Source organism: Acidiphilium acidophilum, assembly GCF_033842475.1.
Taxonomy (GTDB): domain Bacteria; phylum Pseudomonadota; class Alphaproteobacteria; order Acetobacterales; family Acetobacteraceae; genus Acidiphilium; species Acidiphilium acidophilum.
The window spans coordinates 2349707-2365270 of sequence record NZ_JAWXYB010000018.1 but is presented as its reverse complement, the minus strand read 5'-3'; the positions used below and the strand labels follow the sequence as shown (position 1 = coordinate 2365270).

Genomic DNA, 15564 nt, shown 5'->3' with positions numbered 1-15564 from the left:
TTCATTTGATATCATTAGGATTAGAGAATGTTTTCTGACCATACGGGCGTTGCCGTTTCGTCGTTGCGGCGGATTGGTATTCTGGGTGTCGCTCTGCTCGGCGGGTGCACTCAATTGCCGCCGCTGCAACCGGCACCAACGGTGCTTCAGGCGGGATCGGCCGTCACGCCGCCAACCAGCCAACCCTATCGTATCGCGGTGGGGGACGTGCTTTCGATCCGCCTGCCGCTCGATGCCGAGTTGAACGAAACGGCGACCGTCCTGCCCGATGGCAGCATATCGACCAGCGTGGTGCAACGGCAGATGGCGGCGGGGTTGACGCTGCCACAGCTCGATACCGCATTATGGGGCGATTACACCAAAGTGCTGAAAAATCCGGTGATTTCGGCGATCGTGATCAAATCGGCACCGACTGTCGTGTATGTGCTCGGCTATGTCGAGAAGCCAGGCGTATATAGTTTCGAGGGGCCCGTGCCGCGCCTTGCTCAAGCCATTGCCGCCGCAGGCGGATTGAAACTCGGTGCCAATCCGGACCAGATTTACATTCTGCGTCATTTGCCGGATGGCAAGCAGCAGTTTTTCGGGACGAATTTTGCGGCGCTGCAATCGGCACGCGACCCCGCTGCGAATGTGCCCTTGGCGACTTCGGACGAGATATTCGTGCCGCGCACCGCCATCGCGCGGGTCTACGGGTATTTCAATCAGTATTTCCAGCAGTTCATCGCGACGAGTGCGAGCGTGAACTATCAGGTCAATTCCAACGGGACGACGAGCGTCATTCCCGGTCACTGATCTGGCGGCCACCGGGCCGAATGCGATCGTCCCGAAGCGAGCGGCGAGCGGCCCGGAGGTCGGTCGCCGACTTTCGAGTCTAATTCACGCGTAATCATCCCCCATCTAACAATCCAGAGATGTGCCGCGCCTAACGTTTCGCGCGTCGGTGCTGACAAGGTATACAATTCTTTGCGTCACATTATGGGAAAAACACAGCGTTTTCGTATATCAATATAGTTTTAGAGACGATTAGCTAAAAAACTGTTGCTCTCATCTTGTCATGCTGCAATTGGTAGTTGCGTTTTCTACTATAACGCAATCTCTAATCAAAAGGCATGACGTGATGCAATCGAATCAATCGCGGGGTCGATCGAACCCCGGCGTGTCCTCGTGACGACCGCAACGCCGCCGGCGACCGAGCCGTCCATGCTGCTGCCGGCGGGTTTTCTGAGCACGAACGGCAACCAGATCGTCGATGCTGCGGGAACTGTTGGCGGCGGTGAGAATCCGCGCATAAACGGCGCGGGATAGTTACCATAGTGAATTGACTTAATGAGTGCGGGGCAGTTTGACACGGTGTGGGAGAGTTGGCGGAGGAGGCAGTGGCAGTGGGTAGCTGTCCCTCTGCTCTGAGGCTGCTGCCGTGCTCGCAGCCGTCAAGGACGCTTCGCGCCGCGCAAGAGCGCGGTGGCCTTCGGCCATCCTTGACCGCCGCTGCGCGCGACAGCGTCGGAATTCGCAGGTCGGGACGACAGGATGGCCGTGCTGATCGAACTACAGGATTGGTGTTGTATCAGTGGCGCTGGCGCTTTCAGGGTGGGCGTCGCGCGCCGGTGTCGTTTTGATCAATCCTGGCAATCCGGCTCGGGCGACGTTGAGGCCGGAGACCTGTCAAGCGCACGAAAGGTGAAACGGAGCGACCGCAACGATGACAGAGGTGATGTCCTGGGGGAGTACTGCTGGTCCAGGGCTTTCGCGAAGCCCCGGCGATTGCCAATCCACGCGAAAGCGCGGTTTCCGGTTGCTTAGCAGGACCATGATCCGTCACGCGGACCGCCCGAGCGCGGTAATGGCGATTTCTCGCCGCATGCATGACACGTCCTCGCGGGGTTGCCTGATAACGTCGGCGAGCTTCTCTTTGCCGTTCACGACGAGCTTCCCGGGCGCAAGTTCGCATGCAGTAGATCTGACCTCGGTCGCACTGTGGGCAGACAAGCACTTGGCACAGACAGCGACTGCAAACGAACATTCTGCAGATTATTCCATCAACGCCTGCGGCCGAGCATGACCTGCTGACGCAATTCACACTGTCTTTGGTCATCTGGTCCAACAACTGCTCACTTCCCCAGCTGATTCAAATCCTCGAACGTTCTGCGTTTCCTGACGGACCTCGTACCCGGCCGATCTGGTTCTCGTGTGATTTAGGCGCCGGGTCCAGGTTGCCGTAAAGGCCGGTCAGTGCCGTCCATTTAAATGGACTCGGCAGCTACGCGCCGTTTATGCGCGGATTCTCACCGCCGCCAACAGGAACGGCGGTCCGGATTGCCAGTGTCGGATGGAATCAGAATTTCACGAATATTCCAGGTACCGTTGCCGCAATGGCCGCGGCGGGATTCAACACGATCCGGCTCGACTGGGTCGATGCAACGCTGTTTCAGGCCAATCCGGTCGATTCGATCAATCTCAACACGATCGAGCAGATCGTGACCGCCGCCGGTGCGGTCGGAATGAAGGTCATCATCGACCATCACACCGACGAGGCGGGAACCGCAGGCGACGGCTATGGCGCGCAGCAGCAGAACGGGCTCTGGTACGATTCCGGTCCGGGCACCAACAACACCAATGGTGTCGGCGTGCCGGGCACGGTGACGCAGGCGCAATTCCAGGCCGATTGGGTCACGGTCGCCAAGGCGTTCGCCGGCAATCCCACCGTCATCGGATTCGACCTCGACAACGAGCCCTTGATGTACGGCTCAGCGGGCCCGACCGGCATCACCTGGGGCCCCTATACCGCAACCGGCACCAATAACGGCGTGGTCGGCGGCCCGACCGACATTCATGCGATGTATCAGACCGTGGGCGATGCGATCCAGGCGGTCGACCCCGGAGCGCTGATCATCGCGGAAGGACCGCAGAATTATGGCGGCGATTTCGCCGGCACCGGCACAGCGCCCGAGGGTGATCTCAGCGTCGCCGCCAAGGACCCGGTGGTTCTGACCGACCCCAACAAGGTGGTCTACTCGGTCCACGAATACCCGACCGAGATTTCGAACATCCCGAACGATTCGGGGGCAGCGGCGGTCGCGCGGATGAACCAGGCCTGGGGCTATCTGGAGACCACGAACACCGCCCCGGTCTGGGTCGGCGAGATGGGCAGCAGCATGATCACCGCGAACTCCCAGGCTTGGGCCGCGACCATGACCGCTTACATGAACGGCCAGGACGGCACACAGGGCGGCCCGGTTTTCACGGGCAAGCAGCAGCCGGTCAGCGGCGACTGGTGGGTTTGGGGCTACCTCCCCGGCGAGGCGCCGGATGGCACATTGAATGCCAATGGCAGCCTCAATGCAGCGCAAAAAGCGGTCTGGAGCCAGTTGCTCCCGATGACCTGCTTCGTCACCGGCACCCTGATCATGACGCGGCGCGGTGAAATTCCCGTCGAGCGGCTCGAAATCGGCGAGATGGTGGTGTGTCATGACGGCACGCTGGCACCGATCCGCTGGATCGGGCGGCGCCATGTCGATCTGACCCGCCACCCGAGCCCGGAGCGGGCAAATCCGATCCGCTTCGAAGCTGGCTCGATCGCCGACGGCGTGCCCCATCGACCGCTGCTGCTATCCCCCGATCATGCGCTATGGCTCGATGGCCACCTGATTCCCGCCAAGGCGCTGGTCAACGGGGCATCGATCAGAATGGCGATGCCCCGTCAGGTGACCTACTACCACATCGAATTGCCGAGGCACGCGGTGCTCTCCGCCGAGGGGACGCCGGCAGAATCCTACCTCGATACCGGCAATCGGGGCGTCTTCGACAACGCCGATACGCCGGTGGTGCTGCATTGCATGTTCGATCAGGCCCGGCGGATCGCGTCGGGGTGCGCGCCCTTCGCCGAGGCGGGGCCAGTGGTCGAGGCGGTACGACGGCGATTGCTCGGTCGGGCGGCGATCGAGACGACCGACGATCCGGCGGTTTCGGTACGGCACGGGCCGGAAGGCGCGGTGATCGCCAGCCGTTCCGCAATCCCCGGCGAAATCACGGCGGACCCGCGAGACCGGCGCCGGTTGGGGGTGAAGCTTGCCGCCCTCGCGGTGGACGGCACCGCCATCCCCCTCGACCATCCAGCGCTGAGCGAAGGTTGGCACGGCATGGAACCGGATGGACGGTGGACCGATGGTGCCGCTTCGATCCCGTCCTGTCTGCTGAAGGGCGGTCTTCACGTCACTGTGGTCGTCGCGGCGAGTCTGCGCTACCCGCTCAGCGGCGCGGATCTGGTCAGATCACCATCGTACCGCCGTCGATCGCAAGGATCTGGCCGGTGATGTGGCCGGAGGCGGCAGAGCAGAACAGCAGGGCCGCGCCTTTCAGATCGTCGTTATTGCCCAGCTTGCCGAGCGGGGTGTGATGGAGCACCTGCGCCTCGAACTGACCGAGGATGCCTTTGGTCATTTTCGAGGGAAAAAATCCCGGCGCGATCGCGTTGACCGTGATGTTGTGCGGTCCCCATTCGGCGGCGAGCGCGCGGGTCAGGTTCACCACCGCGCCTTTCGACGCATTGTAAGGGATCGTGCCGGTGATATCCGGATGATGCCCACGTAGCCCGGCGATCGAGGCGATGTTGAGGATCTTGCCGGCGCGCCGCGGGATCATCGTGCGCCGGGCAATCTCCTGGGTCAGAAAGAACAGGTTGTTGACGTTGAGGTTCATCACCCGCGCCCAGGCGTCCGGGGTGACATCGGCGGCCGGCGCACCCCAGGTGGCGCCGGCATTATTGACCAGAATATCGATCGTGCCGTGCGCGCCGAGCACGTCATCGGCCAGGCCCGGCACAGTTTCCAATTTGCCGAGATCGGCGACATGGGCGGTGGCGGTGATCCCCAGCCCTGCCAGATAACGCACCGCCTCGTCGAGTTCGTCGCGCTTGCGGGCAGATATCGCGATTGTGGCGCCGTATTCGCCGAGCGCTTCGGCAATCTGAAGCCCGAGCCCGCGTGAGCCGCCGGTGATCAGGGCACGCTTGCCGGTGAGGTCGAACAGCGATTTCAACTCGGTCATTCCATTCCCCCGTTTCATGTGTCCGCTGGCGCGGGATATTGACGCGCGCGATACGCTCCTATCCTATGCCGGGCAAGCCCCGGCTGGACCGGAAGAGTAACGAGGAGACGCAGCATGAACGACATCGACCGGCCGTTCGAGTATCAGCTTCTGATCAAGCAGATCCTGAAAATGCCGTTGGCTCAGGCCAGCCGGCGGCAGATCGTCTACCGCGGGGTGGAGCGTTTCACCTATCCCCAATTCGTCGAGCGGGTGAACCGGCTTGGCAACGCGCTCGATGCGCTGGGCGCGGAAATCGGGACCCGGATCGCGGTAATGGATTGGGACAGTCACCGCTATCTCGAAGCCTATTTCGCCGTGCCGATGCTGGGTTCGGTGCTGATGATGGTCAATATCCGGCTCAGTCCGGACCAGATCGCGTATACGATCGACCATTCGGGCGCTGAAATCCTGCTGATCAATACCGATTTCCTGCCGGTGCTGGATGCGATCCGCGATCGGCTACCAAAGCTCCGTGCGATCGTCGTTCTGAGCGACAATGGTGAAACCCCGGCGGTGCCCGGCAGCGTCGGCGGCTACGAAGCCCTGCTCGCCGCTGCATCCGCCCACAAGGAGTTTCCCGATTTCAACGAAAACACCCAGGCCACCACGTTCTACACCACCGGGACCACCGGCCTGCCCAAGGGCGTGATGTTCAGCCACCGTCAACTGGTGCTCCACACGCTGGCGCTGATGTCGACCCTGATGATGGCCGGGCTGAACGGACGGATTTCGCGCGAAGATGTCTATATGCCGCTCACCCCGATGTTTCATGTCCATGCCTGGGGCTTTCCCTACGTGGCGACCATGATGGGGATGCAGCAGGTCTATGTCGGGCGTTTCCTGCCCGACGTGGTGTGCCATCTGCTGCGCACCGAAGGCGTCACCGTGTCGCATTGCGTGCCGACCATCATGCACATGATCCTGAACGCGGCGGCGGCGAAGGATATCGATTTCACCGGCTGGCGGGTGATCATCGGCGGCTCGGCCCTGCCGAGGGCGCTGTGCGAGGCAGGGTTGAAACGCGGCGTCGATATCTATGCCGCCTACGGCATGTCGGAAACCTGCCCGATCATGACGATGACGCAGCTGCGCGGCGATATTCTCGACGCCGAGCCCGACCGCAAGGAGGCCGAAATCCGCCTCCGGCTCGCGGCGGGCATGCCGGCGGTGCTGTGCGAGGTGCGGGTGGTCGACGAGGTGATGAACGACGTGCCGCACGATGGCATCGCGGTCGGCGAGGTGGTCGCCCGGTCACCCTGCCTGACCCCCGGCTACGCCGGCAATGCCGAAGCCTCGGCAGCGTTGTGGCGCGGCGGCTGGCTCCATACCGGAGACATCGGCACGATGGATGCCGACGGGTTCCTCCGCATCGTCGATCGGGTCAAGGATGTCATCAAGACGGGCGGTGAGTGGATCTCCTCGATCGGGCTTGAGGACATCATCCTGACCCATCCTGCGGTATTCGAGGTCGCCGTGGTCGGCGTGGCGGATGAGCGCTGGGGCGAACGCCCGGTTGCCTTCGTGGTGGCGCGACCCGGCGTGACGGTCGATGAGGACGCGGTGCGCGACCATGTCCGTGCCCATGCCGATACCGGCGCGATCTCGCGCTACGCCGTGCCGGATCGGATCATCGTGGTCGAGACGCTCGACAAAACCTCGGTCGGCAAACTCGACAAGAAGCTGATGCGCAACCGCGCGACGGCTTTGCTGGGGGCAGCCATGGCCTGATCGCCGCCGCATCGCTGCGTTCCACCTGCGGGGGTTGCGTTTTACCCGCCCGAGGACAAATCTCGAAGCCAACGGATTAATCATAACGAAACAGGAATGAAAGCCGGAAACGCATGAAACTGCATGAGGTCCGCGTCCATCCGTCGAAATCGTTGCTCAAGCGCGAGGACCAGCTGGCCTGGAAGATTGCCGGCGTCGCGGCGGACAAGGTCGCGGTCGAAAAAGACGTGACCGCCATGATCATAAACCGGATCATCGACAATGCGGCGGTCGCCATCGCGTCGATCAATCGTGATCCGGTGATTGCGGCACGCGGCATGGCGCTGGGCCATACCAAACGCGGCGGCGCCACCTTGTTCGGCCTGCCCGGGCGCAAGACCGTCAGTCCGGAATGGGCAGCCTGGGCCAATGGCACGGCTGTGCGCGAACTCGATTATCACGACACATTTCTCGCCGCCGATTATTCCCACCCCGGCGACAATATTCCGCCGATCCTCGCGGCGGCACAGGCAATGGGGCGCACCGGCCGCGATCTGATACGCGGCATCGCCACCGGCTATGAAATCCAGATCGATCTGGTTCGCGCGATCTGCCTGCACGAGTGGAAAAAGGACCATATCGCCCATCTCGCACCGGCCCAGGCCGCCGGCATCGGCGCATTGCTCGGCCTGAAGCAGGAGGTGATCTTTCAGGCCGTGCAGCAGGCGGTGCATGTCAGTTTCACCACGCGTCAATCACGCAAGGGCGAAATCAGCTCATGGAAGGCGTTCGCCCCCGCCCATGCCGGCAAGCTCGCGATCGAGGCGGTCGACCGCGCGATGCGCGGCGAGGGGGCACCGAGCCCGATCTATGAAGGCGAGGACAGCGTGATCGCGTGGATGCTCGGCGGCAAGGATGCCTCCTATCAGGTGGCGCTGCCCGAAAAGGGCGAAGCCAAACGCGCGATCATGGACAGCTACACCAAGGAACATTCGGCGGAATACCAGAGTCAGGCCCTGATCGACCTCGCATTCCGGATGCGGGAGAGCATCGAGGATTTCGGTGCGATCAGTAAAATCATTATCCATACCTCGCACCACACCCATTACGTGATCGGGACCGGGGCGAACGATCCGCAGAAGATGGACCCGAAGGCCTCGCGCGAAACCCTCGATCATTCGATCATGTATATCGTCGCCGTCGCGCTGCAGGACGGGGCGTGGAATCATGTCGACAGCTACGCGCCGCAGCGCGCGCAGCGGGCGGATACCGTCACGCTCTGGCACAAGATCGAGACGCGCGAAGACCCGGAATGGACGCGGCGCTACCACACCGCCGATGCCAATGAAAAGGCCTTCGGCGGACGTATCGAAATCCAGTTCAAGGATGGCTCGACCCTGATCGACGAACTTGCGGTTGCCAATGCCCACTCGCTCGGCGCACGCCCGTTCGGGCGGGCCGAGTACATCGCCAAGTTCGAAACGCTCACCGCCGGCATCGTCTCGGCCCGGGAATCCGCACGGTTCCTCGATTCGGTTCAGGATCTGGCGAAGCTGCCGGCCGGGGAACTCGACCGGTTGAACGTGGCGCTGCCGGGCGGCGCCCTGCACGTGGGCAAGCCGGGCATCTTCTGAGGACGGACAAAGGAGGTTGCGATGAACGAGGTCGTTCTGCCGAAGCCGAAAAAATCGGTTGCCCTGTCCGGGGTGACCGCCGGCAACACCGCGTTGTGCAGCGTCGGGCGCACCGGCAACGATCTGCATTATCGTGGCTATGATATTCTCGATGTTGCCGAGCACTGCAGTTTCGAGGAGATCGCCCATCTGCTGGTGCACGGCACGCTGCCCAATCAGGTCGAGCTTGCGGCCTACCAGCAAAAGCTCATCCGGCTGCGCGGCATTCCGGGCGCGGTCAAGCGTGTGCTCGAAGCCCTGCCGGCTGCGGCCCACCCGATGGATGTGATGCGCAGCGCGGTCTCCGCCCTCGGCTGCGTGGTGCCGGAAGGGCACGATCACGGCATCGCCGGCGCACGCGACATCACCGACCGGTTGATGGCCTCGCTCGGCTCCATGCTGCTCTACTGGTATCACTACGCAACCAACGGCAAACGGATCGACGTCGAGACCGACGATACGACGATCGGCGGCCATTTTCTGCATCTGCTGCACGGCCATGCCCCGAGCGATGACTGGGTGCGCGCGATGCATACCTCGCTGATCCTGTATGCCGAACACGAGTTCAACGCCTCGACCTTCGCGGCCCGGGTCGTTGCCGGCACCGGATCGGACATGTATTCCGCGATCACCGCCGGTATCGCCGCTCTGCGCGGTCCGAAGCACGGCGGCGCCAACGAGGCGGCGTTCGAGGTGCAGAAGCGCTATGCGACGCCGGATGAGGCGGAGGCGGATATCCGCCGCCGGATCGAGGCGCGCGAGGTCATCATCGGGTTCGGGCACCCGGTCTATACCGTGTCTGACCCGCGCAACGTCGTGATCAAGCGGGTCGCGAAGGCGCTGTCCGATCAGGCCGGATCTCCCCGGATGTTTTCGATCGCCGAACGGATCGAGACCGTGATGCACGACGCCAAACGCATGTTCCCCAATCTCGACTGGTTCAGCGCGGTCTCCTACCACATGATGGGCGTGCCGACCGCGCTGTTCACGCCCCTGTTCGTGATCTCCCGCACCTCCGGCTGGGGGGCGCATGTGATTGAGCAACGCATCGACAACAAGATCATCCGCCCCTCGGCCAACTACATCGGCCCGGAGGATCTGCAATTCGTGCCGATCGAGCGGCGCGCCTGAAGGATGACACCATGACCTATCTGCGCGGCGACGATATGGCGATCCTGCCGGCCGGCGAGCGGTTTCGCGCCCTCGTGAACCGCCCCGGCATCCTGCGGATTCCCGGCGCGCATAACGGCCTTGCCGCGCGGCAGGCGATGCGTGCGGGGTTCGAAGCCTGCTACCTGTCCGGCGCGGCGATGACGGCGTCGATGGGCCTGCCCGACCTTGGCATCATCACGGTCGATGAAGTCTGCTTCTTCATCCGCCAGGCCGCGCGCGCCTCGGGCCTTCCGGTCCTGGTCGACGGCGATACCGGGTACGGCGAGGCGCTGAACGTAATGCACATGGTGCGCAGTTTCGAGGATGCCGGAGCAGGGGCGGTGCATATCGAAGATCAGGTGCTGCCCAAAAAATGCGGCCATCTGAACGATAAAAAACTGGCGAGCCCGCACGATATGGCCGCCAAGGTCGCCGCTGCCGCCCATGCCCGCCGGCATCTGTACATTATCGCCCGTACCGATGCGGCGGCGAGCGAGGGGATCGATGGCGCCGTCGCGCGCGCGAAACTTTATGTCGAATCCGGTGCCGATGCGATCTTTCCCGAAGCCCTGCACAACGCCGAGATGTTCCGGGAGTTCGCGCGGCGGATGCCGGGTGTGCCGCTCCTCGCCAACATGACCGAATTCGGCAACACCCCGTTCTTCACCGCCACGGAATTCGAGGCAATGGGATTTCGCATGGTGATGTGGCCGGTCACCTCGCTGCGGGTCGCGGCCAAGGCAGTCGCCCGGCTTTACGATGCCATCCGCGAGGATGACGGGGCGCAGAACTGCGTCGAGGCGATGCAGACCCGCGCCGAGCTTTACGAGACCATCGACTACGCAGGGTTCGAGGCACTGGACGCCACCATCGTCAAAACCATCGTCCCCCACGGAATGCCGCAAGGCTGAGGACGCCATGATGGACGCCGTGACCGCGACCGACCCGATGCACCCTTTCCAATTGTCCGAGGCGCAGCGGGCCATCGCGGAAATGGCGCGCGACTTCGCCGATCGGTCCATCGCCCCGCATGCGCTCGACTGGGACGAACGCCGTCACTTCCCGCTCGATGTCATCCGCGCCACCGCACCGCTCGGCATGGGGGGCATTTATGTTCGCGACTCCAGCGGCGGCAGCGGGCTGAGCCGGCTCGATGCCGCGCTGATTTTCGAGGCGCTCGCCACCGGATGTCCGGCGATCGCCGCTTATATCTCGATCCATAACATGGTCGCCTGGATGATCGACCGCTATGGCAACGATCAGCAGCGCACGCGCTTTCTCCCCGATCTCGTGAGCATGGCCACGCTGGCGAGCTATTGCCTGACCGAACCGGGCTGCGGGTCGGATGCCGCCGCGCTCACCTGCCGCGCCCGCCGCGATGGCGACGATTACGTGCTCGACGGCACCAAGCAGTTCATCTCCGGTGCCGGTGCCACCGATCTCTATCTGGTGATGGCGCGTACCGGCGGGACAGGGCCCGGCGGCGTCTCCTGTTTCGTGGTGGAGCGCGATGCGACCGGACTGTCGTTCGGCCCGAACGAGCGCAAAATGGGGTGGAACGCACAACCTACCCGTCAGGTGGTGTTCGACGGCGTCCGCATACCGGCAAGCCATCGGCTCGGTGCCGAAGGCGAGGGGTTCCGGATCGCGATGAGCGGCCTCGACGGCGGGCGGCTCAACATCGGTGCCTGCTCCCTCGGCGGCGCGCAGAAAGCGCTGGAGGCCACGCTCGCCTACACGAAGCAGCGCACCGCCTTCGGTAAACCGCTCGATGCCTTCCAGGCGCTGCAATTCCGCCTCGCCGACATGGCGACCACGCTCGAAGCCGCGCGGGTGATGTTGTGGTACGCCGCCGCCGCGCTCGACCGCAGCGCCCCCGATGCAACGCGCCTCTGCGCGATGGCGAAGCGCATCGCCACCGATACCGGGTTCGACGTCGCCAATCAGGCCCTGCAACTCCATGGCGGCTACGGCTATCTGGCCGATTACGGCATCGAAAAGATCCTCCGCGACCTCCGGGTGCACCAGATCCTTGAAGGCACCAACGAAATCATGCGCATGATCGTCGCGCGCAGCCTGATCGGGCGCGAGAGGTGAGCACCAACGACGTCCTGATCCGCCCGGTCGGCAGCTGGGGCCACATCACCCTCAACCGTCCCCGCGCCCTGAACGCCCTGAGCTATCCGATGTGCTGCGCGATCGACGATGCGCTCGCCACATTCGCGTCCGATCCCGCGATCATCGGCGTCCTGATCGATGGGGAAGGGGAACGCGGTTTCTGTGCCGGCGGCGATATCCGGGCACTGTACGATGCGGCGCGTGACGGCAATGTCGATGCCATCGCCACTTTCTTTGCGCGCGAATACCGGTTGAACGCGCGTATCGCATCGTTCCCCAAACCTTATGTCGCCTTGATGGACGGCATCACGATGGGCGGCGGCGTCGGGCTTTCCGCCCATGGGTCGCACCGGGTCGTCACCGAACGCACCACGCTCGCCATGCCGGAAGTCGGGATCGGCTTCATCCCGGATGTCGGGGCGAGCCATCTGCTCGGCCGCGCGCCCGACAATCTCGGCATCCATGTCGCATTGACGGCGATGCGATTGACCGCCGCCGATGCCCTTGCCATCGACCTTGCCGATTATCACGTCGCATCGGCCTCGCTCGACCAGCTCCGCCGCGATCTCCTTGAAATAACCCACCCCGGCGAAATCGGCGCCCTCCTCCGGCGCTACGCAATGCCGCCTGGCCCGAGCGCCCTGATCGCGCAGACATCATGGATCGCGCAATGCTACGCGTTCGAGGCGATCACCGATATCCTGAAAGCGCTTCGCGCATCCGGCCCTGCCGCGAGCGAGGCGGCATCAATCATCACCCGCCAATCGCCCACCTCGGTAAACCTCGCCTTGCGCGTCCTGCGCGAAGCGCGCCGTCTCGGCTCGCTCGAACCCTGTCTGGCGCTGGAATATCGTATCGCGCTCCGCCGCGTTCGGTCCCACGATTTCATCGAAGGCATCCGCGCCGCGGTCGTCGACAAGGACCGCAACCCGCAATGGAACCCCAAAGGGCTTTCCGAAATCGACGATGCCGCGCTCGATGGCTACTTCGCCTCGCTCGGCACCGGGGAGTTGCGGTTCGACTGACAGACCAGCGGGGGAGGGGAGCATGGCAACCATCGGATTCATCGGCCTGGGCAACATGGGGGGGCCGATGGCGGCCAATCTCGTGCGCGCCGGCCATGCGGTGCGCGGCTACGATCTGGTCGCCCCTCTATGTGACGCCGCAGCCGCGCACGGCGTAACCATCGTGGCCGATGCCGTCGCCGCAGCGGCGGGAAGCGAGGCAGTGATCACCATGCTGCCCTCCGGCGCAGCGGTGCGCGCTTTGTATGACGATCCTGCGGGCATCCTGACGGCGCAGAATGATTGCCTGATGATCGACTGTTCGACCATCGATGTCGACACCGCCCGCTACGCCCACGCCGCCGCAGAGCGCGCCGGCAAGCAGGCGATCGACGCTCCAGTTTCGGGCGGTGTCGGCGGCGCGGTCGCGGCGCGCCTTACCTTCATGGCCGGTGGCACGGCACAGGCGTTCGACCGCGCCCGTCCCCTGTTTGAGGTAATGGGCGCCCGCGTGGTTCATTGCGGCGATGCCGGTGCCGGCCAAGCCGCGAAGATCTGCAACAACATGATCCTCGGCATTTCGATGATCGGCGTCAGCGAAGCCTTCGCCCTGGCCGACCGCCTCGGCCTTGCACGTCAGGCGCTGTTCGATGTGGCATCCACGTCGTCGGGCCAGTGTTGGTCGCTGACCAGCTATTGCCCGGTTCCAGGCCCGGTCCCGGAGAGCCCGGCCAATCACGGCTACGCGCCAGGCTTTGCCGCCGCTTTGATGCTGAAGGATCTGCTGCTCTCCCAGGCGGCGGCGGCGCAGACCGGTGCGGAGACCGAACTGGGCGCGCACGCCGCACGCATGTATCAGGCCTTCGCCGATGCGGGACATGGAGGCGAGGATTTTTCCGCGATCTTCCGGATGATCGCCTCCGGGCACCGTGGAGATCGCACATGAATCTTGCAGGCAAGACGGCCCTGGTTACCGGCGGGGGTTCGGGACTCGGTGCCGCAACCGTCGCGATGCTCGTCGAGGCCGGTGCAGCAGTGATGATCGCGGATATCGAGCCGCCGAAGGCGAGCGTTACCACTGCCCGGTTCCATCGCACGGATGTCACCAGCGAATCGGATGGCGCAAGCGCGATCGCAGCCACGATTACGGCATTCGGATCGGTGCATGTCCTGATCAATTGCGCCGGCATTGCGCCGGGCGAACGCGTTCTCGGCCGCGAGGCACCGCACGACCTCGCGCGATTCACCCGCGCGGTCATGGTCAATCTGGTCGGTACGTTCAACATGATCCGCCTCGCCGCGGCTGCCATGGCCGGGAACGCGCCGGATGACACAGGCAGCCGCGGTGTCATCGTCAATACCGCCTCGATCGCGGCGTTCGACGGGCAGATCGGCCAGGCCGCCTATGCGGCATCGAAAGCCGGCGTCGTCGGCATGACCTTGCCGATCGCCCGTGAGCTGGCCCGCTCGGCGATCCGGGTCATGACCATCGCCCCCGGCCTGTTCGCCACGCCGATGATGGCAGGCCTTCCCGCAGCGGTGCAGGACAGTCTCGGCAACACGGTGCCGTTTCCGCCCCGGCTCGGTCAACCTGCCGAATTCGCCGCCCTGGTTCGCCACATCTGCGAGAACGAGATGCTGAACGGCGAAACCATCCGCCTCGATGGCGCCCTACGCCTGCCGCCACGCTGACCCCCGCTTGCGTATCGTCGCATCCGAAGCTATGACCGCGCCAGCAGTGGGCGCGTAGCTCAGCGGTAGAGCATCGCCTTGACATGGCGGGGGTCACAGGTTCAATCCCTGTCGCGCCCACCAGATTTCCGACGAGAATACAAGCAGTTAACCGGAAGTCTGGCCCCGCCCTTTTTCATTTTCCTGAAGTTCCGGATCGTGCCCCATCGCAAGATATGGGTCTGGCCACCTCATCGCGTTCTTGCCACAACAACTGGTGCTCACGAAGACCGCCCAACCAGCCGGCGGACTGTGCCGCCGGCTGCCGGAGTCACTTTGCGTATTCGTAGCCCGCTTTTTGCAGATAGATCATGGTGGCGACCACGCCGGGCGTGAGGACGACACCGGGGATCAGGTGGTTGGTGAATTCCGCGGCAATCTGATGATGAGTGAGCTTGTCCGGATTGATGCCCTTTTTCAAAAGACCGCCGGTCATTTCCCAGATCGCGTTGTGACAGCCCATGAACACAACGCCACGCCGTTGCAGCACGGTGATCGAATTATCGTTCGGCGAGAAGACACCGTTGATGTTGTTGAAATCCTTCGGATCGGTCGACGCGGCTTTCGGGGTGTCGATCAGGGTATTCCGTGCCAGCCTCCCGCCCGCAAATTTTGCGAGCTGATATTTATCCCACAATTCCTGATCGAACAGCGCGAGGTGGGCGAGCGCATGGGTGATCGATACCGCAAGGAAGTCCGGCTTGCGGAACGAGTAGGTCTGCACATTGACCGCATTGCGCATCAGGTTGATCCAGGGACCGGTCAGGTCGGTGTTGTCCCAAACCTGCTTCGGATCACCCTGATAAGCCACCAGTTCCTTGATGGCCTGGGCATCCCAGTCGGCGGGATCGGTCAGGATCATCGGCACGGTTTTAAAATCCCGGCGATGAGGGGCTTTGGCTAGTCTGGCGTGCAGATCCTGAAGGGTCTTTGCCCCCGGGTTGATCAGGCTGGCGTCATCGGCAGCCGCATGAACGGATGGTCCCGATGCCGCGATCAGCCCGGCGGCACCGGCCGTCAGTCCGATGTTACGCATCATGGCACGACGCGGCGTGGCGGGCAGAGTTGGAGTGTTGAGGTTCATGGCGTTT

The 15564-nt window shown here is 63.6% G+C and carries 12 protein-coding genes and 1 tRNA gene; 11 read left to right on the top strand and 2 right to left on the bottom strand.

Annotated elements, in window-relative coordinates; translation table 11 throughout:
* Nucleotides 1-27: 27 nt before the first annotated feature.
* Nucleotides 28-792, top strand: a complete 765-nt coding sequence (locus SIL87_RS13860) for a polysaccharide biosynthesis/export family protein (protein WP_319614748.1) — start codon at nt 28-30, stop codon at nt 790-792.
* Between the two features lie 1481 nt (nt 793-2273).
* On the top strand, nt 2274-4313 hold the full coding sequence (locus SIL87_RS13855) for a Hint domain-containing protein (protein ID WP_319614747.1): 2040 nt from the start codon (nt 2274-2276) through the stop codon (nt 4311-4313).
* Here the strand turns inward: SIL87_RS13855 and SIL87_RS13850 are convergent.
* Nucleotides 4267-5046, bottom strand: coding sequence for an SDR family oxidoreductase (locus SIL87_RS13850; protein WP_319614746.1), 780 nt, complete (start codon nt 5044-5046; stop codon nt 4267-4269). The genes SIL87_RS13855 and SIL87_RS13850 overlap by 47 nt on opposite strands.
* Nucleotides 5047-5160: 114 nt before the next feature.
* Here SIL87_RS13850 and SIL87_RS13845 point away from each other — a divergent pair, with 114 nt between their 5' ends.
* The 9 genes from SIL87_RS13845 (at nt 5161) to SIL87_RS13805 (ending at nt 14557) form a co-directional block, all read left to right on the top strand.
* Nucleotides 5161-6816, top strand: coding sequence for a fatty acid--CoA ligase (locus SIL87_RS13845; protein ID WP_319614745.1), 1656 nt, complete (start codon nt 5161-5163; stop codon nt 6814-6816).
* Between the two features lie 113 nt (nt 6817-6929).
* A complete protein-coding gene (locus SIL87_RS13840; protein ID WP_319614744.1) occupies nt 6930-8429 on the top strand; it encodes an MmgE/PrpD family protein in 1500 nt (499 codons plus the stop codon).
* A 21-nt stretch (nt 8430-8450) separates the two neighbouring features.
* A complete protein-coding gene (prpC, locus tag SIL87_RS13835; protein ID WP_319614743.1) occupies nt 8451-9599 on the top strand; it encodes a bifunctional 2-methylcitrate synthase/citrate synthase in 1149 nt (382 codons plus the stop codon).
* A gap of 11 nt (nt 9600-9610) precedes the next feature.
* Nucleotides 9611-10531 (top strand): methylisocitrate lyase, encoded by a 921-nt coding sequence (gene prpB / locus SIL87_RS13830; RefSeq protein WP_319614742.1) that lies wholly within the window; start codon nt 9611-9613, stop codon nt 10529-10531.
* A 10-nt stretch (nt 10532-10541) separates the two neighbouring features.
* Nucleotides 10542-11717, top strand: coding sequence for an isobutyryl-CoA dehydrogenase (locus SIL87_RS13825; RefSeq protein ID WP_319614741.1), 1176 nt, complete (start codon nt 10542-10544; stop codon nt 11715-11717).
* Nucleotides 11714-12763, top strand: a complete 1050-nt coding sequence (locus tag SIL87_RS13820; protein ID WP_319614740.1) for an enoyl-CoA hydratase/isomerase family protein — start codon at nt 11714-11716, stop codon at nt 12761-12763. Before SIL87_RS13825 ends, SIL87_RS13820 begins: the two co-directional genes overlap by 4 nt.
* A gap of 22 nt (nt 12764-12785) precedes the next feature.
* Nucleotides 12786-13688, top strand: a complete 903-nt coding sequence (mmsB, locus tag SIL87_RS13815) for a 3-hydroxyisobutyrate dehydrogenase (protein ID WP_319614739.1) — start codon at nt 12786-12788, stop codon at nt 13686-13688.
* A complete protein-coding gene (locus tag SIL87_RS13810) occupies nt 13685-14434 on the top strand; it encodes an SDR family NAD(P)-dependent oxidoreductase (RefSeq protein WP_319614738.1) in 750 nt (249 codons plus the stop codon). The genes mmsB and SIL87_RS13810 overlap by 4 nt, the downstream gene beginning before the upstream one ends.
* 48 nt (nt 14435-14482) lie before the next feature.
* Nucleotides 14483-14557, top strand: a tRNA-Val gene (locus SIL87_RS13805).
* A 187-nt stretch (nt 14558-14744) separates the two neighbouring features.
* Here SIL87_RS13805 and tetH read toward each other — a convergent pair.
* Nucleotides 14745-15557, bottom strand: a complete 813-nt coding sequence (gene tetH, locus SIL87_RS13800) for a thiosulfate dehydrogenase (RefSeq protein WP_319614737.1) — start codon at nt 15555-15557, stop codon at nt 14745-14747.
* Nucleotides 15558-15564: the final 7 nt, after the last annotated feature.